The organism is Candidatus Avelusimicrobium caledoniensis (assembly GCF_902756455.1).
Classification (GTDB): Bacteria; Elusimicrobiota; Elusimicrobia; order Elusimicrobiales; family Elusimicrobiaceae; genus Avelusimicrobium; species Avelusimicrobium caledoniense.
Genome location: NZ_CACVRB010000001.1, coordinates 23,198 through 45,387 on the forward strand (window position 1 = coordinate 23,198; position 22,190 = coordinate 45,387).

The 22,190-nt window shown below is 47.2% G+C and carries 22 protein-coding genes; 3 read left to right on the forward strand and 19 right to left on the reverse strand.

The genetic code is table 11. The annotated features are described in order from the left end of the window. Positions 1-49 precede the first annotated feature (49 nt). The 18 genes from ACQY2W_RS00090 to ACQY2W_RS00175 all read right to left on the reverse strand — a co-directional run bounded on the left by ACQY2W_RS00090 (position 50) and on the right by ACQY2W_RS00175 (position 18,182). A complete protein-coding gene (locus ACQY2W_RS00090; protein WP_428048462.1) occupies positions 50-1,132 on the reverse strand; it encodes a UDP-N-acetylglucosamine--N-acetylmuramyl-(pentapeptide) pyrophosphoryl-undecaprenol N-acetylglucosamine transferase in 1,083 nt (360 codons plus the stop codon). Positions 1,133-1,135: 3 nt separating this feature from the next. Continuing rightward, positions 1,136-2,353: an FtsW/RodA/SpoVE family cell cycle protein gene (locus ACQY2W_RS00095; protein ID WP_428048464.1), complete on the reverse strand. Its 1,218-nt coding sequence runs from the start codon at positions 2,351-2,353 to the stop codon at positions 1,136-1,138. 2 nt (positions 2,354-2,355) lie between these two features. Further along, positions 2,356-3,441: a phospho-N-acetylmuramoyl-pentapeptide-transferase gene (mraY, locus tag ACQY2W_RS00100; protein ID WP_428048466.1), complete on the reverse strand. Its 1,086-nt coding sequence runs from the start codon at positions 3,439-3,441 to the stop codon at positions 2,356-2,358. Positions 3,442-3,446: 5 nt separating this feature from the next. Beyond that, on the reverse strand, positions 3,447-4,793 hold the full coding sequence (locus ACQY2W_RS00105; RefSeq protein WP_428048468.1) for a UDP-N-acetylmuramoyl-tripeptide--D-alanyl-D-alanine ligase: 1,347 nt from the start codon (positions 4,791-4,793) through the stop codon (positions 3,447-3,449). Positions 4,794-4,825: 32 nt separating this feature from the next. After that, positions 4,826-6,526 carry a peptidoglycan D,D-transpeptidase FtsI family protein gene (locus ACQY2W_RS00110; RefSeq protein WP_428048470.1) on the reverse strand — a complete coding sequence of 567 codons (1,701 nt, stop codon included), beginning with the start codon at positions 6,524-6,526 and terminating at the stop codon, positions 4,826-4,828. A 2-nt stretch (positions 6,527-6,528) separates the two neighbouring features. After that, positions 6,529-6,783: a cell division protein FtsL gene (gene ftsL / locus ACQY2W_RS00115; RefSeq protein ID WP_428048472.1), complete on the reverse strand. Its 255-nt coding sequence runs from the start codon at positions 6,781-6,783 to the stop codon at positions 6,529-6,531. After that, positions 6,783-7,667 carry a 16S rRNA (cytosine(1402)-N(4))-methyltransferase RsmH gene (rsmH, locus tag ACQY2W_RS00120; protein ID WP_428048474.1) on the reverse strand — a complete coding sequence of 295 codons (885 nt, stop codon included), beginning with the start codon at positions 7,665-7,667 and terminating at the stop codon, positions 6,783-6,785. Before rsmH ends, ftsL begins: the two co-directional genes overlap by 1 nt. Beyond that, on the reverse strand, positions 7,664-8,944 hold the full coding sequence (locus ACQY2W_RS00125) for a peptidase MA family metallohydrolase (protein ID WP_428048476.1): 1,281 nt from the start codon (positions 8,942-8,944) through the stop codon (positions 7,664-7,666). Before ACQY2W_RS00125 ends, rsmH begins: the two co-directional genes overlap by 4 nt. After that, positions 8,941-9,591 carry a 16S rRNA (guanine(527)-N(7))-methyltransferase RsmG gene (rsmG, locus tag ACQY2W_RS00130; protein ID WP_428048478.1) on the reverse strand — a complete coding sequence of 217 codons (651 nt, stop codon included), beginning with the start codon at positions 9,589-9,591 and terminating at the stop codon, positions 8,941-8,943. The genes ACQY2W_RS00125 and rsmG overlap by 4 nt, the downstream gene beginning before the upstream one ends. Beyond that, positions 9,572-11,362: a tRNA uridine-5-carboxymethylaminomethyl(34) synthesis enzyme MnmG gene (mnmG, locus tag ACQY2W_RS00135; RefSeq protein ID WP_428048480.1), complete on the reverse strand. Its 1,791-nt coding sequence runs from the start codon at positions 11,360-11,362 to the stop codon at positions 9,572-9,574. The genes rsmG and mnmG overlap by 20 nt, the downstream gene beginning before the upstream one ends. 2 nt (positions 11,363-11,364) lie before the next feature. Beyond that, positions 11,365-12,714: a tRNA uridine-5-carboxymethylaminomethyl(34) synthesis GTPase MnmE gene (mnmE, locus tag ACQY2W_RS00140; RefSeq protein ID WP_428048482.1), complete on the reverse strand. Its 1,350-nt coding sequence runs from the start codon at positions 12,712-12,714 to the stop codon at positions 11,365-11,367. 67 nt (positions 12,715-12,781) lie between these two features. Further along, entirely contained in the window at positions 12,782-13,519 is a 738-nt protein-coding gene (locus ACQY2W_RS00145) for a type IV pilin protein (protein WP_428048484.1), read from the reverse strand. A 210-nt stretch (positions 13,520-13,729) separates the two neighbouring features. Further along, positions 13,730-14,869 carry an RNA-binding cell elongation regulator Jag/EloR gene (jag, locus tag ACQY2W_RS00150; RefSeq protein WP_428048486.1) on the reverse strand — a complete coding sequence of 380 codons (1,140 nt, stop codon included), beginning with the start codon at positions 14,867-14,869 and terminating at the stop codon, positions 13,730-13,732. Positions 14,870-14,882: 13 nt separating this feature from the next. Then, entirely contained in the window at positions 14,883-16,466 is a 1,584-nt protein-coding gene (yidC, locus tag ACQY2W_RS00155) for a membrane protein insertase YidC (RefSeq protein WP_428048488.1), read from the reverse strand. Between the two features lie 64 nt (positions 16,467-16,530). Then, complete coding sequence (gene yidD, locus ACQY2W_RS00160) at positions 16,531-16,767, reverse strand: membrane protein insertion efficiency factor YidD (protein ID WP_428048490.1); 237 nt, start codon at positions 16,765-16,767, stop codon at positions 16,531-16,533. Further along, the gene (gene rnpA, locus ACQY2W_RS00165) at positions 16,768-17,154 is read right to left on the reverse strand and encodes a ribonuclease P protein component (RefSeq protein ID WP_428048492.1); all 387 of its coding nucleotides are present in this window, start codon (positions 17,152-17,154) and stop codon (positions 16,768-16,770) included. Between the two features lie 5 nt (positions 17,155-17,159). Then, positions 17,160-17,297 carry a 50S ribosomal protein L34 gene (rpmH, locus tag ACQY2W_RS00170; RefSeq protein ID WP_087287867.1) on the reverse strand — a complete coding sequence of 46 codons (138 nt, stop codon included), beginning with the start codon at positions 17,295-17,297 and terminating at the stop codon, positions 17,160-17,162. A 192-nt stretch (positions 17,298-17,489) separates the two neighbouring features. Beyond that, positions 17,490-18,182 (reverse strand): hypothetical protein, encoded by a 693-nt coding sequence (locus ACQY2W_RS00175; protein ID WP_428048494.1) that lies wholly within the window; start codon positions 18,180-18,182, stop codon positions 17,490-17,492. A gap of 254 nt (positions 18,183-18,436) precedes the next feature. On the opposite strand from ACQY2W_RS00175, the gene recO reads away from it, so the two are divergent. Further along, positions 18,437-19,114, forward strand: coding sequence for a DNA repair protein RecO (gene recO / locus ACQY2W_RS00180; RefSeq protein ID WP_428048496.1), 678 nt, complete (start codon positions 18,437-18,439; stop codon positions 19,112-19,114). Between the two features lie 185 nt (positions 19,115-19,299). Beyond that, positions 19,300-19,980 (forward strand): type IV pilin protein, encoded by a 681-nt coding sequence (locus tag ACQY2W_RS00185; RefSeq protein WP_428048498.1) that lies wholly within the window; start codon positions 19,300-19,302, stop codon positions 19,978-19,980. 165 nt (positions 19,981-20,145) lie between these two features. Here ACQY2W_RS00185 and ACQY2W_RS00190 read toward each other — a convergent pair whose 3' ends face one another. Next, complete coding sequence (locus ACQY2W_RS00190; protein ID WP_428048500.1) at positions 20,146-20,337, reverse strand: hypothetical protein; 192 nt, start codon at positions 20,335-20,337, stop codon at positions 20,146-20,148. A gap of 318 nt (positions 20,338-20,655) precedes the next feature. Between ACQY2W_RS00190 and ACQY2W_RS00195 the strand changes: the two genes are divergently transcribed. Next, the gene (locus tag ACQY2W_RS00195) at positions 20,656-22,176 is read left to right on the forward strand and encodes an ankyrin repeat domain-containing protein (RefSeq protein WP_428048502.1); all 1,521 of its coding nucleotides are present in this window, start codon (positions 20,656-20,658) and stop codon (positions 22,174-22,176) included. Positions 22,177-22,190: the final 14 nt, after the last annotated feature.

Genomic DNA, 22,190 nt, shown 5'->3' on the forward strand with positions numbered 1-22,190 from the left:
GGGTATGTGCCGCACAGGCAACCCCGGGGGTTTTTTCTGGATAATTTTTCTATAAGTTCATTAACAAGCGGGCGATGTTGCGCGCGGCACGTATCGGGTTGGGAATATTCAACCGCAAATACGCATAACGCATCGCCGATAAACGACGGGGGTTACTCACTTGGTTAAAGGCCGTGACTAGACGTTGGAATAATTTTTTATCATCCTGCGCGATAATGGCACAACGTCCGTCGGCTAAAATTTTGGCATTATAATACTGATGATTGCCCGCCGCATGCGGGAATGGTACAAGCACCGCCGGAAGTTGGCAATACATCAGTTCCGCCAACGTGCTGGCCCCACTGCGGCAAATAGCTACGTCGGATACTTTCATCAGTTCGTAAATTTTGTGGCTGTATGACAACACCGCCACGCGCGGATTATCCCCATACATTTTCCGCACGTCTTGATACCATTTTTCGCCCGTTAGATGGATAAATTGCCACTCTTGCAGTTGCTCGGCCAGTTTCACTACGGCCGCATTTAGATTTTTAGCTCCTTGACTTCCCCCCACCACAAATACCGTTTTGCGGGCAGGGTCCAGATGTAGTTTAGATAAAACGGTGTTGCGGTCAACATCTTCGGCAAATTCGGGGCGGATGGGCGTACTCATCAGTTTCATTTCTTTATTTCTGCGGCGTTTTTTATACAGCGGCAAACCGAGCATAAATAAATCGGTAAATTTTCCGCAGATTTTATTGGCCAGCCCCAACTTGGCATTGGAATCGTGTACAGCTGTTTTAACACCCATAAAATGGGCCGTAAAAATAAGCGGAAACGAAATATAACCACCCATGCCCAGGGCAACGTCCGGATGAAATTTTTTCACAATCTGACGCGTTTGTGCAAGGGCTTTAAAGAATTTACCCGTAAAACGCAAGTGGCGCAAAGGGTTAACGGAACGGGGCAAGCCCATAAAGTCAATCTCGCGGTAATTAAAGTTATTCTTTTTCAAAATTTGCACCGCTGGGTCGTCTTTGCGAACGATAAAAAGAACCTTGATGTGTCGCGCCCGAAAGGCCTTGCCTAAAGCAAGCCCGGGATAAAAGTGTCCTCCGGTTCCGCCGGAAGCAATAATAATGCGTTGGTTCATAAGTTATTTATTCCTATTTTTATAATTTGTTACGTCTTCGCGCGTTTGGTTGCGGGTGTTGTCTACGGCCGCTAAATTGAGAATAATGCCCATCATCACCAAGGTCATAATTACCGATGAGCCACCGTATGAGAAAAACGGCAGAGCGATCCCTTTGGTGGGCATTAACCCAATGGCCATAGCCATATTAAAAAATGCTTGCAAACAAATCGTTATGCTCAACCCGAAAATTACCAAACTGTGAAAATGTGTTTTGGCTACGCGTGCTAAACTAATTCCGCGCACCAGTAGCCAACAAAACCCCAATAAAATCAGCGAAATGCGAAACAGCCCAAATTCTTCGCACATCACGGAAAAAATAAAATCGGTATGGGCTGCCGGCAGATATTCTAATTTAAGTTCGCTGTTGCCCAGCCCCTTGCCAAACCAACCGCCCGAACCTACCGCCAAAAACGATTGCACGAGCTGATACCCGGTACTGCTCTCGGTAGCAAACGGGTTTAAGAACGAAAAGATACGCTCTCGGCGGTATCCCACAAAAAAGAGCTGTTGGATAATAAGCGGTGAAAGTATAGCCGCCGGCACCAGTATATGCAAAAACCGCATTCCGGCTACCAACAACATACACACAAATACGATACCCATTAAAAACGGCGTGCCGAAGTCCCGCTCGGCCAAAATAAGCCCTAGCGTAATACCGGCTACAAACATGGGTTTAATTAACAGCCGCCAGTTTTTGGCCAATTTCCCGGCGACACCTTCTAAATAATCGGCTACATAAATAACCAGTGTTACTTTGGCAATTTCAGACGGCTGCAATTTAAAAAAACCAAAATCTATCCAGCGGTGTACGTTGGCTTGCGTACGGGTAAATAAAACAATAATCAACAAAACCCATGTTATATACATCAAGTTGATAGGACGCAACCATTTAAGCTGTTGCAATCTGTCATACGTTTGCGATAATATAAACGCCGCCACTAAACCCATAGCGTCAAAAATTAGTTGCCGTTTGAAAAAAGCAGACGAATCAAATGCGCTGGATGAATAAGTAAACACCAACCCCGTCATCACAAACGCCAGCGTGATAACCACCAACCGTTTATCCAAGCGAAGCGGCCGCCAACCGTGCTCCCGCTCCTTTTCTAAGCGGCGTCCGGCGGCAGATTTATAAGCAAACGAATTGCGTTTACGCGGTGCTTTGCGAAATAGTTTGACCATACTTATCTGATTTTAAGCGAGGCCAGCGCCAGTAACATTAGCATCAGCCCCACGATCCAAAACCGTACAATCACTTTTGGCTCGGCAATTCCCATGAGTTCAAAATGGTGATGAATGGGTGCCATTTTAAATAAGCGTTTGCCGTGTGTTAATTTAAAATATCCCATCTGCAACATTACAGAAACCGTTTCCAGTACAAAAATGCCGCCGGCAATCGGCAGGAGTAATTCTTGTTTCACACACAACGCCGCCGTACCGATAACGCCCCCCAAAAACAGCGAACTCGTATCGCCCATAAACACTTGGGCCGGATACGCGTTAAACCACAAGAACCCTAAACATGCTCCAATGAGCGCGCCCATAAATACGGTAATTTCTCCCGCCCCGGGCACATAGATAATTTTTAAGTAGTCGGCAAATTGAATATTGCCTGCCAAATACGCAAAAATACCGTATGTAACGGCCGTACACACCATACACCCGCTGGCAAGCCCGTCTAAGCCGTCCGTCAAATTAGTAGCGTTGGAAGATCCCACAATTACCAGCATCGCAAAGGCAAAATAAAATACCGATAAATCAATAAACATTTTGCTCATGTACGGGATAATAAGCGAAGTGGCGTAATCGGGGTTAGGCGGGTTAAGGCCCAAATAGCTTACTACTACAAACGCGGTAAATAATTGGATAGCCAGTTTGATAGATGACTTCATGCCTTCGGGATTTTTCTTAACGAGTTTGGTGTAATCATCCATGACGCCCGCAATTCCCAACGAAACCGTTGTAAATACCAGTAGCCACAAATAACCGCTGTCCAACCGCGCCCATAACAGTACGCTGACAATCAAGCTCACAAAAATCAAAATACCGCCCATGGTCGGCGTGCCGCTTTTGGACAAATGCGATGCCGGCCCATATTCACGTTCAATTTGTTGTATTTTGTACGAGCGTAATTTGGCTACCACGCGCGGCCCAATCAGCAACGTCAAAAAGAACGCCGTAAAAATAGCCGCTCCCGTACGAAACGTGATGTAACTAAAGATATTTAAAAAACTAATATCGTCTTTAAACAGGGATAAGTAGTATAGCATGAAAGTTAGATCTCCTTAAAGATATTTTCAAAACACATGGAACGCGATGCTTTAATCAGGCAACAGCTCCCGGGAACTAACGCTTTTTTTAATTCACCAAGCCACGCCCGCGAAGATAACGCATAGTGCGCACGCGCTCCGCACGCGGTTTTTAATACGTCGTAAGCGTATTTCATTTCCGGTCCGGCTAAAAACACTTCATCAATGTTATTATCCAATACGTAGCGGGCAATTAACTGGTGGTAATTTTTGGAGGTGGCTCCCAGTTCCTTCATGTCGCCCAGAACCGCCACGCGTTTGACGGCTTTTTCCCGTCCTAAAATTTCCAAGGCATTTTGCATACTGACCGGGTTAGCGTTGTAACAATCTAAAATAAATTGTACGCCGTTTTTATGGCTACGCTCTAAACGCATGGGCATCGGTGTAAAACTAAGTAGCCCTTGGCGGATATTATCCATATATAGCCCTAGCGAAATAGCTGCCGCCGCCGCAGCCGCCGCGTTTAGTTTATCATGGCGTTCAAAATGTTTATTTATGACGTAGGCCTCCCCTTTATACGTAAAGGAAAAGTCATCGGTTTCTAAAATGCGCAGGTCCGCTTGCGCATTAAACCCAAACGATAAACTCTTGCCTTTAAATTCTGTTTTTAACCGGGCCAGATATTCGTTATCAGCATTGTAAACAAGAGTTCCACCGTGGTTTAAATGATGAGCAATTTCGGTTTTTGTTTTATATACGGTTTCCAAATCGCGGAAAAATTCCAAATGTGCCGCCGACACGTTGGTAATAACGGCCACATCGGGCAGTACTAAGCGGGCGGTTTCGTCAATATCACCCGGGTGGGAGGCCCCTAATTCAAAAACGCCGAATTTGTGTTTAGGTTGGATTTCCAAGAGCGAAAACGGCACGCCGAATTGGTTGTTAAAATTACCCACGTTGGCCACTGTTTCTCCGGCGGTTTGGCAGATAGCGCGCAACATTTGTTTAGTAGTGCTTTTGCCGTTGGAGCCGGTAACGGCTACGATTTTAAGCGTGCTGTTTTGACGGTGATATTTGGACAGCGCTTGCAGCGCCAACAACGGATTTTTAACCAGAATAAAAGCGGCTTGTGTGTTTGCGGGGACGGTAAAACCTGCTTCTTCTGCCACAACGAGTTTAGCCCCTTGTTGTAAAACTTGCGGGATAAATTGGCGGGCATCGTATTTTTCCCCTTTAAGCGCAATAAACGCATCGCCCGGCGAGACCACCCGGCTGTCCGTTACAAACGAGGTTACTTTATCTTCCGGGTTCCCCCCGACGAGTTTTCCTTCCATAACTTCGGCAATTTTGCGAAGTGTTAAATTTAATTTCATGTGATTTCTCCTTCTTAAATTAAAATTATATTTTACTCAAAATCTAATTGGTCCGGCTTGACTCCCTTGCGCGCCAGTAGCGGCTGGGCAATTTCTTTAAAAACCGGTGCGGCCGCCGTGCCGCCAAAGGTGTATTTGGCCGGGTTATCCAAAATAACTAAAACGGTAAATTGCGGATCAGTAGCCGGCACAAAACCGCAAAACGACACGACGTGGCTACGCTTGCCGTATCCGCCTTCTTTGCTTAATTTTTCAGCCGTACCGGTCTTGCCTGCCACGTTATACCCTGTAATTTGGGCCCGTTTACCCGAGCCGTTTTCAACGACGCTTTGTAATACTTTTGTTATGGTAGCGGCAGATTGCGGGTGTTTAAATACGTTACGTATCTTAATTGGTTTAGCATATTTTTCCACTTTGCCGTTAGCATATTCAATACGGTCAATTAAGTGCGGCTGCATCAGCACGCCTCCGTTGGCAATAGCGGAATAGGCGTTGATAAGCTGGATAGGCGTTACCGCAACGCCGTAGCCGTAACCTTTGGTAACGGTATCTACTTTGGTCCATTTGTTATACGGCAACACACTTCCTTTAGATTCGCCGTTAAAATTGATATCTGTTTTAGAGCCAAAACCAAACGCTTTGATATAAAAGTATAAGTTTTTAGCTCCCAAATCAAGCGCAATTTTACCCGCGCCGATATTGGAAGAGAGTTGCATAATTTCCGGAACGGATAAATAATCTTTTTTGTGCTGGTTATCCCGCACGGTAAATCCTTTGATTACTTCCCATTTACGTCCGTCCATATCAATACTGTCCGTCACGCGCACGGTACCGGCATCTAAGGCAGAGGCGATGGCAATGGTTTTAAACGTAGAGCCCGGCTCATAGGTAAACTGGAAAGCCAGCGATTGTCCGTCTTTAGCCGGATACGAAGCGGCGGCTAAAATGCGTCCTGTTTTGGGCTCTTGCACCAGGGCCACGCCGTGTTCTGCGCCCACTTCCTCTACGGCTTTTTGAAGGGCGGTTTCGGTGTAATATTGGGCAACGGCATCAATCGTCAAATAGACGTTTCCTACCGAGCGTTCTTCCTTGAGTTTGCGGTCATAAATCACGGCTCCGCGGCGGGCATGCTTGGCGCGTTTTTTACTGATGTCCTGGCTGAGCTCTTTGTTAAACATTTGTTCAATACCCGATAAGCCGAAATTTTTAGAGTTGGCCGTCCCTAATATATCTAAAGCGCTGTCCCCGTACGGGTGGATACGTTCATATTCGGGGGTAAGCTCCAGCCCTTGCCCCAACGACGTATGCAACATTTCTTCCATTTGGATATAGACGTCGGGCTTTATTTTTTTAGCTACAAAGAAAAACGGGCTGTGCTTATTCCATTTTTCCAAGATTTGTTTTTTGGGTAGGCCCAAGATTTTGGCTAAAAAATCAACGGTCTTGTTTTTATCTTTTACGTAGCGTTTGCTGATACCGCACGAGTGGGTGCGTACCGATTCGGCCAACGTTTTACCGTTGACGTCTAAAATTTTTCCGCGTAAGCGGTCCTCGGATAAGTAGTTATAAATAGCACGCTCGGCTTTAGAGGCAAATGCCTCGTGCAAGAACGTTTGCATATAGAAAAGCCGTATAAAAATAATTAGCGGGATAAACAACATCAAAAGCCCCATAATACGCATACGGCTTTTAATGTTAAACACCACCGGAGAAGCTACTTTCTTTTTAAACATAATTACTTATCTAACACTACTACCCGCGTCGGGTGGATAGGAGTGAGTCCAAAATCTTCTTTGGCTTGTTGGGAAATGCGCTGGGGATTAGACAGACGCAAAATTTCCAACTTTAAATATTGGTTACGGGCTTCTTTAATATCCACTTCGTTTTGCAATTGCCCGATCGTGCGGCCCGAGCGGTTTACTTCAATGCGAAGCCATACCACTCCAAACGCAAGTACCGCTGTTAAGAACATAATTTTAAAAATAGGCATCAGTGTATCCTCTCTATCACGCGAAGTTTTGCACTTCGGGCGCGGCGGTTGTGACGAATTTCGTCGTATGTAGGGGCCATAGCGTGTTTATTAACCGGTTGCCACTCCCCGCTTTGGGCAAGTGCCTTAAAGCGGTTTTTTACCAGCCGGTCTTCTAAAGAGTGGAACGTCAATATCGCTACCCGCCCGTGTTCGCGCACCAGTTGCGGTAAATGCGCGAGGATGTTTTCCACCGCATCCAATTCGCCGTTACACGCAATACGAAGTGCCTGGAATGTTTGCGTAGCGGGATGTTTTTTACCGTAACGCGGAACAACGCGCTCTACGATTTCTTTTAAAGCGGTGGTGGTTTGAATAGGGGCTTGTTTGCGCGCGGACATAATGGCTAAGGCAATTTTGGCGGCGTGGCGTTCTTCGCCGTAATCAGTCAAAATACGTTCCAGTTCCGTCAGCGGCCACGTATTGACGATATCGGCGGCTGTTAAGGTGGCCGTTAAATCAAAACGCATATCTAACGGACCGTCTTTGAGTAAACTAAATCCGCGGGCCGGGTTATCCAGTTGGTACGAACTGAGCCCCAAATCTAATAATACGCCGTCCACGCCCGTTATACCGGCTTTGCGCAACACTTCGGGGGCTCGGGTATAACTGGCGTGGAAAGTTTGCAAGCGTTCATCGGCTACGCGCTGACGGGCCATGGCAAGGGCTTCTTCGTCCTTATCAAACCCTAAAATTTTAGCATTCGGCCCTAAGCGGCTTAAAAAATAGCGCGCATGACCGCCCAACCCCAAGGTGCCGTCCATATAAACACCGTCTTGTTTTTGCAGTAACAAATCGGCAATTTGCTCTGCCATAATGGGAATATGCGTCCACGTTTGGCTCATGGTGTTCTCCCCCAGTACTGGTTGGCATCCACCGTCTGTAATTTGTTAATTTTAGTTTTTTGCGCAGCCGGCTTAGGTGCTGGCTTGGATGCAGGTTTAGCCGGCGGCGGAGTTTGCGGCGCGGTATTTAAGCGCGACGAAATGGTGCGCGGCGTTGAAGACGGTTTAGGGGTTGCTTGCGCGGTGGGTTGTATACCGTCGGCCGGAGGCAACTGTTTAGTCATCGCTGAAGGCGGCTGCGTGTTTAAAATGCGGCCCTCTTGATACGCTTTTTGTAAATCGTGCAACCACACGTTTTGTAAGACGCTTACTTTGTTAAACGGCATGCCGTACGCGTGATACAACGCTTGGTGTAACGGCGTTTTGCTTTTTAATTCATTACAAAATTTATAAAACTCATCGCGCGAGCGGGTATTGAGCAAATAATCAACCAAGCTGTATGCTTGCGTATACCACAGTTCGGCTTGCTCGGTATCGTAGGAATCTAAATTTTCCGTAGCGGTCATTTCATCCAGCGGGATAATATCGCCCGCCACCACCCGGCGCAAGCTGTGGTCTATCCACGAGGGTTTTTGTTTTGACTCGTAAATTTGCATGTATACGGCAATACCCTCGCTAAGCCACAGGGGCGAAATGGTGGGCAAGAAATAGCCGTCAAAATACAAGTGTGTCAGTTCATGCACGGACAGCGGATAGAAACTTCCCCCCTCAATTACATACATGGTATCGGCCTGTAAATCTGACGACGCCCCAGACCACGAAGGTAAATGGGTAAAATCGTGGTAACTGTTTTTATCGGCAAAGAGCATGACGAGAATTTTACTGGGTTTGACCACAATGGTAAACGGGGTTAAGTCCAACATCAAATTGCCATGGATAGTATCCAACGTCGTTTTAATACTGGCGGTAACGGGGTTGGTTTGGCGGTAAATCAAATAGTTAAATGTGTCTGCCGTCATAAAACCGGGTGGCGGCGGAGCCCAACGCACTTTATGCACGGAATCGGCCGGACGGATGGCTTGCGTGGGGATCGCTTCTATACCGACGGTTTGGCCGGACGAAGGCACGGGCGAATTAGTTACACTTGTGGGCATTTCCAACGTGCGGGAGCGTTGCTCTGCCGGTTGGGAAGAGGCGGGGCGGTTGGTGGAGCGGGGTTTATCGGAAAATACGGCGTTGACAACGTCTTTGAGGTCCCACGCGTTTGCCGCCGCGAGGCCCAAACCGACCACCAGCATAAACACAAACCCGAATTTTAAGAAAGAGTTATCGTTCATTTTCCGTCCTTAGTAAAACACACCAAGTACCGCGTTCTTGTATCCGCGGGTAACGTATAAACCGTTTCTTGCGTAAAATGCGCTTGGTATTTTTCCGGCTCCACATGGGCACGTTGGGAGGTTTCCCCCTGATAGGCGATAAATACGCCCCCGGGCTTAACTGCGCCCAAGCAAATGCCTAAAATATCGGGCAGTTGGCCCATGGCACGTTCTGTAACAAAATCGGCCTGTAAATCTTTTTTCTCGCCCAAGCGTACATTTTTAACTTGCACGTTTTTGAGGCCCAGTTGTAAAATGGCCCAATTCATAAACGCGCAACGTTTCTCAATGCTTTCTACAAGCGTCACTTGCGTACCGGGTAACGTGGCGGCTATGGTTAAGCCGATATATCCCGCGCCGGAGCCCGCATCTATAAGTGAGAAATTTGCTAATTTTTTTTGCACGGCCAGTTGTTGCACGCACGACGCTCCTTGCAAACCGTCGCAAATATGGCGCGTTAATACTTCGCGCAAATCAGCCGCACTGGTTAAATTTAAAAAGTCTTTTTTCTGCCACACAAGCTGTGCATATTGCACAAGCGTTTGTGCTTGTTGTTCGCCGAGCGGCAAGTTAATTTGATGCGCAAAATCAGTGAGAATCTGCCACATGTTTAAGTCTCCTAAACCGCTCAATGTGTACGGCTAATAACTGAATATCCGACGGAGTTACCCCCGGGATACGGCTGGCTTGCCCGAGCGTCTGCGGTTTTACTTCGCGCAGTTTTTGCGCACTTTCAAAGAGTAACCCGCGTACAGACGAAGGATCAAACCCTTCGGGAATTTTAATTGCATCTACTTCGGCCAGTTTCTCGGCATCTTTTTTGTTGCGCTCGTAATAGCCCTCGTACTTGTGGTGAATTTCCGCGTGTTTGCGCGCTTTTTCAAGCGACCACGGGAATAAGTCCGGTTCATCGGTAACCGGGGCATTTAAATTGGTTTTTAACACGTCGCACAAGGCACGGTATTTCTCAAAAGCGGGCTCATATTTTTTGTCTAATAGCCCGAGCCGGAACGCGTGGGGCATTAAACGCAAATCGGCGTTGTCATTACGCAGTAAAATGCGGTATTCGGCGCGTGAGGTAAACATGCGGTACGGCTCGTTGACGCCTTTGGTAACGAGGTCGTCAATCAAAACGCCGATATAGGCCTCATCGCGGCGTAAGACAAACGGCTCTTTGCCTTGTACTTTTAGCGCGGCGTTGATACCGGCCAGTAACCCTTGTCCGCCGGCTTCTTCGTATCCGGTCGTACCGTTGATTTGGCCCGCGCAAAATAAACCGGGCACAATTTTGCTTTCCAGTTGCGGGTATAAGTCCATGGGGTTGGAACAATCATATTCTACGGCGTAGCCCATGCGCGTGATAGAGGCATTTTCCATGCCGGGCACGGAGGCAATTAAAGCGCGTTGGACGTCTTCGGGCATACTGGTAGAAAAACCTTGGATATAAAATTCTTCGGTATGGGCGCCTTCGGGCTCTAAGAAAAGCGGGTGCGAAGTTACTTCCGGAAATTTTTTGATTTTGTCTTCTACCGACGGGCAATAGCGCGGCCCTTGGCTGTGGATATTGCCGCCGTACATGGCGGAGCGTTGGAAATTTTCGCGCAAGATTTTATCGGTGGCAAGGGTGGTATGCGTGATATAGCAACTTAAAAATTTCCGATTTTGTTGCTCGCGCTCGTCGGTAAAATGGGAAATCGGCTGCAAGGGGTTGTCCGACGGTTGCAATCGGAATTTGGAATAATCTAATCCGCGCGCGTTAATACGCATAGGCGTGCCCGTTTTAAAACGCATGAGATGCAAACCGAGTTCTTCGCTTAGATTTTTGGAAAGCAAATTAGACGGCATATCGTTATACCGCCCGCCGGGAGTCATCACCGTGCCGATATGAATAGTGCCGCCCAAAAAAGTGCCTGTCGTCAAAATAACGGTTTTGGTCTTATAAAGCGTATCGCGCAAGGTGAGTACGCCGTCAACTGCGTTGCCGGATGTGGTAATTTTGACGGCTTCGTCTTGCATGATATCTAAATTAGGTTGCAGTTCCAAAAAATGTTTAAACGTGAATTGATAGACTTTTTTATCGCACTGTACACGCGGGGAGTGCACGGCCGGGCCTTTGCCCGTGTTTAGCATGTGATAGTGCAAGGCGGAAAAATCGGTTACGCGGCCCATGGCCCCGCCCAAGGCGTCAATTTCGCGCACGATTTGCCCTTTGGCAATGCCGCCGATAGAAGGGTTGCACGACATTTGGGCAATCGTATCTAAATTTTGCGTCAGTAGTAAGGTTTTAGCACCCAGTTTGGCAGCCGCCAATGCGGCTTCGCACCCGGCGTGTCCGCCGCCAATCACAATTACGTCATATTGTGTTTCACAAACAAACATTTTTACTTCCCCATACAAAATTTGGAAAAAATCACGCCCAGCACATCATCCGGCGTCACTTCTCCCGTTAAATCTTTTAAGTGCGTTAAAGCACCGCGCAAATGCTCGGCGTAAATTTCGCCGCCTGCGTTTTTGGTTAGTTGCAGTTGCGCGCTTTCCAATTCCGTTTGCGCGCGTAACAATTCTTCGTAATGACGCAAATTGGAAATCATCAAACCGTCTTTTTCCACGTCGTTTAACGGTGCGGTCAGGGCCGTTTTTAGCGCGTCTAAGCCCTCGCCTGTTTTGCACGAAACGGTAAACTGTTTATAAGACGGTAAATTTTCCAAATCGGGCACACCCGCCGAAGGTTTATCGGACTTGTTAAGTACGATAAGTGTGCGCTTGTTTTCTTTTTGGATATCGGCCCACAACGCTTTTTCTTCCGGTGTAACGGTGCGGGAAGAATCTAACACAAATAAAATCACGTCGGCATTTTCCATGGCGCGTTTACTGCGGCGCATACCTTCCTGCTCGGCTACGTCCAACGCGTGGGTGCGGATCCCCGCCGTATCGGTTAAAATAATTTTTTGCCCGTTTAATTCTAAGGTTTCTTCCACGGTGTCGCGCGTCGTGCCGCATACGTCGGTAACGATCGCGCGGTCAAAGCCGACCAGTGCATTGAGTAAACTGGACTTGCCGCTGTTGGGCGCGCCCACAATAGCTACTTTGAGCCCGTCTTTAATTAAACGTCCGACGGAAAAAGTATCGGTCAGGGCTTTAATGTGGGTTAAAACGGCGGTAATTTCTTGCTTGATAAAATCGGGGGAAAGGGGTGGCATTTCTTCGTCAACGTCATCTAAACGCACTTCAATTTGGGCCAAGAGTTCGGTTAGTTTTGTTTTGATTTCGGTTAGCTTACCGCTTATTTTACCGTCTAGCGCGCTCATAGCCAAACGGTGCGCGGCTTTGTTTCCGGCGGCGATTACGTCGCACAGCCCTTGCGCTTCAACGAGGTCCATTTTTCCGTTTAAAAAAGCGCGTTGGGAAAATTCCCCCCGCTTGGCGGGCACCGCCCCCGCCTGACACAAAAGCTCCAACGTGCGCCCGATAATATAGGGCGAGCCGTGCAAGGCAAACTCCACTACGTCCTCGCCCGTGAACGAGTGCGGGGCTTTGAAATACGTAACGAGGGCTTTATCTAAGATATGTTTACCGTCGTAGATAGCACAAAAAGTCTGGCGGCGCGGCTCTAAAAGTTGCGTCTTAGCGGTTAGTGTATGCGTAATGACAAGCGCGTCCGGGCCGGATAGACGTATAAGCGCCACCGCCCCCCCCTGTCCGCTGGCCAAAGCACAGATCGTTGGTTGCATACAAACATTTTATCAATTTTAGGGCGTAAAAACACGCTTTTTTGGGGGTATATTTTGGGGGTTAAATTTAGTAAGGCAAAGCATAAACGCGGCCATCATTTCCATCGCTAATCAACGAGCCCCCAAGTATTTTAGCACAATAGGATCCGCTAGGCAGATTATTATCAAATACAACATTAGCCCCGGCCGTTTTTTCTATACATACAATTTCTTGTTTGGGTAGGCCGGATGTTCCTGTTTCAAATACATACGCAAAACCGGCCCCTTTATACTTTCCGGTCAAACGGCCTATTTGAAAATTGGCATAGTTGCTTATGTTGCGAATTTGCAAGCTCCAATCTTGGTTTGATTTAGTATCTTGCATATCTGTTAAAAAAGGAACGTTTCCGGTCCACGGGATATCAAGAGGGAGTTCGTCAAAACTACTGGCGTATTGTCCGTTGGCTAAGTAATATGTTTCTTGCGCTTGGCCTAGCGATTTAAGAAGCGTTAAGGCCTGTGTTGCGCGCGATTTTTCTACGGCTTTTTGATACTGCGGCACGGCCACCGCCGCTAAAATGCCAATAATCAGTACGACGACTAACAGTTCAATGAGCGTAAATGCTTGTTGGTTATTTATATAAAAAGGCCTGTCATGCCGGAAATCTGTAATCCGGCATCTTCGTATTTCCTTTCGCTCGTTAACCATCCCATCAGAAACAAAAATACGAAGATCCCGTGTAACGGCCTCACGGGATGACAATGCCTTATTAAATGTCAGGCTGACACCTGACCTATAACCTGCTTCTATATTTTTCCTTTGCATAAATTTCTCCTCAATATATTTTTACTGACACTTTATTATCGTTTTTTTTTTTGATTTGTCAAGCCCCCTTGTCGGCGGCTGCGTGAGGCCTAGGACCTCTTGGGGCGTTTGGTGCTATCTTCTGCAAAGAGGACTTTGTGTTATTCTGCAAGGACGAAAAAACCACTCTTTTCTTGATGAAAAGAGTGGTCAATATAAACAAACGGCTGTTTATTTATTTTCGGTATTTGTGTTTGCAAACAACGGGCCGCAATCTACCGCAGGCGTTTGCGGTTTTTCTTCGGTCGGTTTTTCCGGTGTTTCTTGTACCGGTTGGACCGTTTCAATAACGGCGGTTTCTTCCACCACGACGCCGTTTTTGGTTTCGGCTTTTTCTACTACCGCATCTACCGTTACTTCTACTTCCTGCGCGACGGGTTGCTCTTCGGGTTTGTCTTCGCCGATGACACCGGGCACAAAATCAGCCGGAGCTTTGCGCGAATTTAACAGCTCAGCCACTTTTTCCGTCGGGCGGAACGTAACTTTACGCCATTTTCCCTCCCCTTCGGACGCGGTGGTTACATATTCGTTACCCTCTAACGCGCGGTGGATGTAGCGGCGCAGTTGCGCAGACATCGGGCGGAAACGGAACACGCTGTGCCCGCTTTTAATAAGCTCTATGCCGCGTTCAATTTCGGCATTGAGTTTGTCTTCCGCTTTGCGCCAGTAGTTTTGCGTATCGGTAATGACCGAAATCGGTGTATCAAAATGACGGCTTAATGCCAGCGTGGATAAGTATTGGATCGCTTCCAACGTTTTGCCCTCTTTGCCAATTACAATAGCCGGGTGGTCGCAATCAAACGTAAGCAAAATGCGTTGTTGTTTTTCGTCCCACCACGCATTTAAATTTTCCACTTTTACGCCCATGTGTGTGAGTACTTGCAACAAATAATCTTTGGCTTCCTGCATGGGCGCTTTCAGATTTTCAGGGATGACGGCGTTGCGGATTTCATCACACGGCAAGAGTTGCGGCTCGTTAGCTTTGGGGGCACGTTCGGCGCGCGGAATGCGGACTTCTAAATCTTCCGTCCGGCGGCGAATCGGGCGGCGTCCGCGCCCGTTGCCGCGTCCGCCACGGCCGCCTTTACGTTTGGGCAGATCCATATAAATTTGCGCGTCTAAATCAGCCGTGCTCCAGCGTTTGGCACGCAGTTCCACGATAGCGTCTTTCGCGCCGATACCCAAAAAACCTTTTTTAGATTGTTGCACGACGGTTACTTCCACTTGGTCGCGGCGTAACCCTAATTTTTTAAGACCTTTGGTAATTGCTTCGGATACTTCTTTGGCTTGAACTTTAACTTTGTTTGGCATAAATTATTCTCCTTTAATTGGCTTTAGCCAGGTGACGGTTTAATACTGTTTGAATTGCAAACGTAATCAAGCTGTTGGTCAACCAGTACAGCACCAAGCCCGACGGGAAATTCATAAACAGTAACGTAAAAATAAGCGGCATGTATTTAAACATGGCTGCTTGTGCCGGGTCCGTCCCCGCCGGCAGGGTACTGCGTTGTTGGAAAAACATCACTGCGCCCATTAAAATAGGCAAGATATAGTACGGATCTTTGGACGATAAGTCCGTGATCCAACCCACAAACTTAGCCCCGTGTAACGCCCACGATGTGCGCAAGGCATTAAATAAGGCCAAGAAAATCGGCAACTGAATTAACAAGGGCAAACAGCCCGAGAGCGGATTGACTTTATATTGTCTGTATAAGTTAATCGTTTCGCGGTTAAGCGCTTGCGGATCGCCTTTGTATTTTTCTTGAATGCGTTTCATCAGCGGCTGAATTTTCTTCATTTGCGCCGCCGATTTTAATTGCATCACCGTAAAACGCAGCAAGATTAACTGGATCAGCACCGTCATTAAAATAATGGCGACGCCGTAGTTGCCCGTCCAACCGTAGAGCCACTCTAATACGTTACGCGCCAGTTTACCCAGCGCCCCAAAGAAACCAAAAGCAATACTGCGCTCCAAATGATAGGGCAGTTTTAAAAATTGCTTATAGTCTTTGGGCCCGAAGTAAAAATCGGACGTATACGTTTTGCGGGAATCAGGTGCGAGCGTAAAACCGTCTACCGCAATTTGTAAGCGCGGTCCTTTAAGCTCTCCCTCCGATAAACCGAAAAACCGCTTTTGCATGCCGATTTTTACTTTCTCGGAAGACAAATCGCCCGGTTTCCAATCTTGCGGGATCAGCACCGCCAAAAAGTAGCGGTTTTCTACGCCGGCCCACATCCACGGCAAGGTGGGTTGTTTGCTTTTTGCATCAAAGGTTTCCAGTGTCGGTTTGCGTTTCCCTTCTTCTTGTACGAGATAAACGGCTTTTGATTCGCGTTCGTTGTCGTCCATCTCGCTCTTGACGGTAGCCAGCCCGGGGCCGAAGTTCCAATCCCATGCGGATAATTTTAATTCGCGCGCGGTTTGGTTGTGGAACGTCTGCGTAAGGCGGTTGATACCGTCTTCTTGGAAAGTATAGGTTTTGCGGACCGAAAGACCGGGGATAATATCCCCCTCCAAGGTAATGGAATTTTGCGTGCGGGCAACTTCGCTAAAATCTACTTGGGGTAGCGTAGCAAGATAGCCCTCTCCTTCATAAGGGGTCAAGTCCACATCGCCCAAGATATCTTTGAAGAGGTACGTTTTAATGCCTGCGCCTTTGGACGAAAACGTCACATCGGCTTGCGGCAAGTTTAGCGTAAAAAGCTCTTCGGGTTTGGGAGCGGTATTTTCTTTGCGCACAAAACCGCTGACCAGCTCGGTCTTTGTTTGGGATTCTTGAGCTTGTTTTTTAAGTTGCGCCTCAGCGGCTTGTTGAGCCGCGCGGGCACGCGGAACGACGACAAATTGGTTATATCCCGTTAAAATTAACAGAAATAACATCAGCGTCGTTAAGAACTGTCTGTTCATAGAAACTCCTTTCTCGTCCTAACCGAAAGTTAGGAAAGCGGAAAGAACAGACGAATAGAAAAGACTAAGGTACGGGGTCGTATCCGCCCTCGTGGAACGGATGACATTTAAGTAACCGTTTGGCGGCTAAGTAAATTCCTTTTAGCGCGCCGTGTTTTGCAACAGCTTCTTTGGCATATTGGCTACACGTCGGTGTGAAACGGCACACGCCGCGCGGCCCTAACAACGGGCGCACGACGAGTATCGTTACCGTCAGCAAGCCAAGTGTTATTTTTTTACAGAGAAGCGAAATTGGTTGCATTTATTTTCCCCCCGGCTTTATTGGGGCGGACAATTTCCGTGGTAATGCGGGCAAACCGCTAATTGACTTGAGCGCTTCCTGCGCTGCGTGCAAATTACCCAGTTGGGAAATGTCTTTGGGGCTAACGATTATATCTATACCTGTTGCCCAGTTTTTTCTATTTAGTCTGAATGCTTCCCGCAACAACCTCTTAGCACGGTTGCGAACAACCGCGGGGCCTAATTTCTTAGAAACTACTACCGCAAAACGGGCGGGCTTGTTATCCTGTCTGAGCCCGTACCACAAAACAATTCCGTTTCCTTTTAGTTTGATGCCGCCTAAAATGATGCGCTCAAAATCGCGCTTTAAATGTAGGCGGCAACTAGGCGGCAGACCCTGAGGCTGCATAAAACTTAGGCCCGAATGAGTTCGTGGCGGCCTTTGGCACGACGTGCGCTGAGCACTTTGCGTCCGCCGGCGGTAGCCATACGGGCTCTGAAACCAATGTGTTTAGCGCGTCTTCTTTTGTTAGGTCTGTATGTCGGTAACATGTTATTCTTATACGTTAATTCTGGCCCGGAAACCGAACTGGAAAAAACGTATCTCCTGTAATTAATTTAAAAGGGTTTTTTACAAATGTGTTAAAAAAACCTCTTTGTTATTATATCTTTTCCGAAGATTATTTGCAAAAGATATCGGCAACTCATAAAAAACCCGGGGTCATTATCCCGGGTACAAAAAGGTTATTCTTGTGGGATTTTGGGATCGTTGCCTATTAAGCGGAATTTCCCCAGGGTTTCTTTACTTTGTTCAAGCAACTGCGAAACTTTACGTTGCGGATAAAATAATACAACGTATTCGGTTATATTCAGCGGTAAGAGGGTCCCGTCAAACCGATACTTCATACCCTCTAGCGGAATCATGTAAAAAACGGCTTCCTCCCCCTCCGGGTCCAAGACCGATATTCCTTGCCCCCTGTATAATTGGTGCAAGTGTTCGGCCAGCGGCTCTACATCGTCGTATTGCATCAGCCCACCCAGTTGCTCCCATGCATTAGCGAAGTTCTGCTGGCGGGTATAGTTTACAAGCCGGGTGACAACCCCTTTCATATCCATAGGAACGAAATGGTCCATGTGGCCGCGGCGGGTAGGAACTTGCAAACCGTACAAGTCCGGTTTGTCGTTAAACGAGCGGAGCGTTCCTAAACCCGAAATATAAACTTCCTCAAAAGCCGACTCGCGGGAACCGGCAGGATTTGTCGCTTCTGCGGATACGGCTATAAGTTCTTCCGTGCCCGGCAGCACAAAATAATCGGGTATGGCAGAAAAAGAATAAATGGTGCCCAGCCCGGGAACTTTCGTAACGGTATAAGCGGGTTCTTGCGGTTTTTCAGCCGGTTTAACAACGGGCGCGGCTTGTTTTATCAAGCGTTGCACTTGTGGGGTTAAAGACGGTGTAAAACCGGGACGGGGTGAAAAGGGTTTTATTACTTTTCCGGGATTACGTAAACCGGATATAAACTTTCCCCCTTGCGCAAAACCGCAAGCGGGTAGTAAGCATAGACCCAACGTCCCTACTAAAAAGACTCTCATTTTCAAATTGTAAACAAATTTTTTTATAAAATGCAATAGGTCCAAGGACCTACTTTTTTCCCGGGCATATTGTAACCAAATTTGCTATGCTTATTACAATGATATTTACAGACACAGGTATTATTTTATTTCGGCAGGAATTTAGAGAAGCAGACCGGGTAATTTCTGTATATACCCGTCAGCACGGGCGCATCAATGTACGGGTGCCCGGGGTCCTGCGTACCGCCGGAAAACTAAAAGCACTCAGCGAGCCGTTTACCTGTGGGGACTTACGTATTTATGTGCGCCGCGGCGGGGTAATGGGTACGCTGACAGGCGGCAAAGCAAACAGCGTTTTCCCGGCGATTCGTACCGATTTAAAACGCCTAACACTTGCCTTGCACTTTTGCGAACTGATGTTGCGTTTAACCCCCCTTCACCAGCCAAGCGAAGGAAAATTTGATTTGTTACACCAAGCATTGACCGAGCTGGAATTTGCGGGAGCTAATCCGGCGTTTCAAGCGGCGTTTACGTTGCGGCTGATGATGCTTGCCGGGTTTGGGCTTGATCACCCGGTCTTGCAAATTACGCCGCAATTTTGGCAAAAAATGCACGAAGATAAATTTAGTAATTTGCTTTTTAGTGAGCCGGAAGATTTGCTTTCTCTTGCCAAGTGCAACAACGTCTGCCGCCGTTTTTTAAACCAGTACCTGACGTATCCCTTACACACCGCCGAAGGTTTTGGCTTAAAAGAAGATACCTCTGTTTCTGCTTTAACTCCGCAAGTAGCAAAATAACATAAACTTACCTCTACTATATTCCTCTGTTACCATTGGGTTGACAAGGGCCTTTCTGTATATGTTGTCCTTTCGCGTTGTCCCTCATAGAAACGCTACGGGATGACGAGCGAGAGAAAAAATAAAACTTGACATCGTTTTTTTTTTTGCTACATTTTGTTTAATGATATAACAAAGGAGGTTGTATGCAAAGAGAAAAAGGAAATGATGTTATAAAAAACAGACGTCACCCTGAACTTGATTCAGGGTCTCACCTTATTAGAATAAACAACGAGATCCCGGATCAAGTCCGGGATGACAGCATTTTGGGTGTCCGGGATGACAAACCTTTATTCAATAACGGCAACAACGCATTTACGTTAATTGAATTATTGGTAGTCGTACTCATTATCGGTATATTGGCGGCGGTGGCGTTGCCGCAATATCAGAATGTTGTGTGGAAATCACGCGGAACACAACTCTACGTGGCGGTACAAGCGTTGCACGCGGGTCAAAAGGCGTATTATCTGGCAAATGGTACGTGGGCCACGACGTTTGATGAATTATCTATTGAAATACCATTTAAAGATGCCTGTACCGGAAGCGAAGGGGCTACATCTTTTAATCCTACACTCACGGACTGCCGGAGGGATAAGTATGGGTTTGCCTATATTGCCGGAGGCGGAACATCTGCTGCCCTGTTTCGTTCAGATTCTCCCAAATATCGTTGGTCCGGGTTTATGATTCCCGAATCTGAAACGAACTCTCGCCAAGATGAGTTAATGTGTGCAGATATAGGAAACGGAAGAAAGAGTTTTTGCGCCTTGATGGGTTACAATACCAAGATCCTTTGTAACGAGTATGGGGTTTGTTTGTACAATAAATAATTATTTTTTTTGACAAAGTTTATCATAAAAAGCCCCCCGGTTTATCCAACCGAGGGGTCTACTTTTCTTCCTTCATCATTACTCCTTTACTGCATGCACTGCTTGCAGGCAACCGCGGGATTTAAGCCAAGCCCTCCGGTTCATCCTCCCAGCCGAAGCAACTCATCAACCGGGCACAGAACCCACACGGAGCACGCGGCAACCAACCACCGCCAACAACCACGCTCCACCACAGATACCTGATCCTTTCCGCACGCCCGAGCACATACACAACGCACCACCCGAACGCACCCGGCCAGCCAACCACACGCACACCCCGCCTAAACCACGACCACCGGAACGACCGGACAGCCACATCTAAACAAGGCCCGCACGCACAGCTCACCAGCAACCGGCATCTGCCAACGAGTGCCATCTCACGGACACCCTCAAACGGCCTGACACCCAACTGCCTGCGGATGTACAACCATACTGTTAGTATAATGGAAAAGTGAAATTTGTCAAGGGGTAATTTTAAAATTATTTTTTCCGTCGGGAAAATGCAAAAAAATATATTTTTTTATGCTATTTGAATATCCCAAAGACCTATTTGTCTTTTAGGTCTTTTGTCCCTGTTTTTTAACCGATAAATCTTTATATACTAATGGTGTAAGAAATTATGTTAGGAGAAAATCAATGAAACATACTAATTTGATCGCCGCACACATGATACTCGCAGCCGCACTCGTTTTAGTGCCGTCTGCGTCCTTTGCACAAAAAGGCAAAATAGTAAAAAACGTCGTTAAATCGGCAACGGGCAAAGCTCCCGTAACATTAGCAGAGGGAGCCGGCAATGCCGGACGCAATTTGAAAGCAGGTCTTAGTAGCACAAGCGTTGTAGAAAATATGGGACGTGGCATAATTTCCGTTCCGGGCACGCCCACGAATCCGGCCGTTAATACGCCTAGCATCCATGTTCCCGCGATAGGAACTAACCCCGGCCCAGAAACATTAAATGCTACCAGACCTACTCCGTCTGTTCCGCTTGTTAGTACCCCGTTGGTAGATCGGAAAATAATGGAAGCAGGACGGGCAAACAATCCCGAATTTGAAATTAGGGAAGGCGGATTACCCCGTGGTTCAACCGAGTTTACGTTACCGACGGCTACCGCCGGTAGCGGTCGTAAACCGCCCGTAACACCGACCGTTCTTGCCGCTGAAATGCCGGAAATTCCCGGCGGTAACGGAGCGTCCGGTAAACCGGATATGGGCCCACAAATAAAAATTATTCCTCTAAAAACCGAGGACGAAGTGTTAATTCTTCCCACAGATATGCAAAATTTGATTAAAACAATGACGCAAGCAGCGATGAAGACGATAAAGGATTTCGATTCACCAGAAGGAATTACTTTTATAGAAAACCTACTTAAAGGCGTGCCTACTTACTCCCGTTTGGCAACGGCCAATTACCTGCAGACGTTAGGGGTGGATGTTTCGACCATTGTAAAAGCTTCCGGTAACTATCCCTCTATCCTTAAAAAGTTCTTGCCTATGGCTAGCGACCCAGGATTACTGAGCGAAGATCTGTTCTACCACAGCCACTACAATGAGGAAACCTTACCCATACTGCTGGACCATTCAGGCTTGCGCCAAATTAATTCATTTTTGTTTACCTTCATACGGGAGCAGAAGTTTGAACTGGCGGACAACCTGATTGATAATTATGGAGCCGATATCAACGAGGTTTTACAACTATTCTTTTATTATGAACTCAATGTTAACGAGGAAGCGATGGCTGCAATGTTACAATTCTTCGCAGACAGAAACGCAGACTTTAACCAGGTTTTTGATGAATATGGTGCTCCTATGGCCATCCATAAAGCAGCGTATCATGGTTATGCTGAAATGATACCTTTTTTGAAAGAATACGGAGCGGATGTCAATGCTCAAGACGCTCAAGGCAATACGCCTTTACATATAGCGATAACATCTCCGGAGGAAAGCAGATTTGTGGTGATTGATGCTTTGTATCAGGCGGGGGCAGACCCGGCTATTGAAAATAATGCGGGGTTGAACGCTTGGCAACAAATTCAGGATGAACTGTCCCATACGTACCGGTGGAGTGAAAGGTATCAACATCTAAAAGATATGCAAGAGTTATTGAAACCATTGAAACCCAAAAAGACAAAATACTTTCGCCATCCGGTTGCTTTCTAAAGATTGATTAAGAA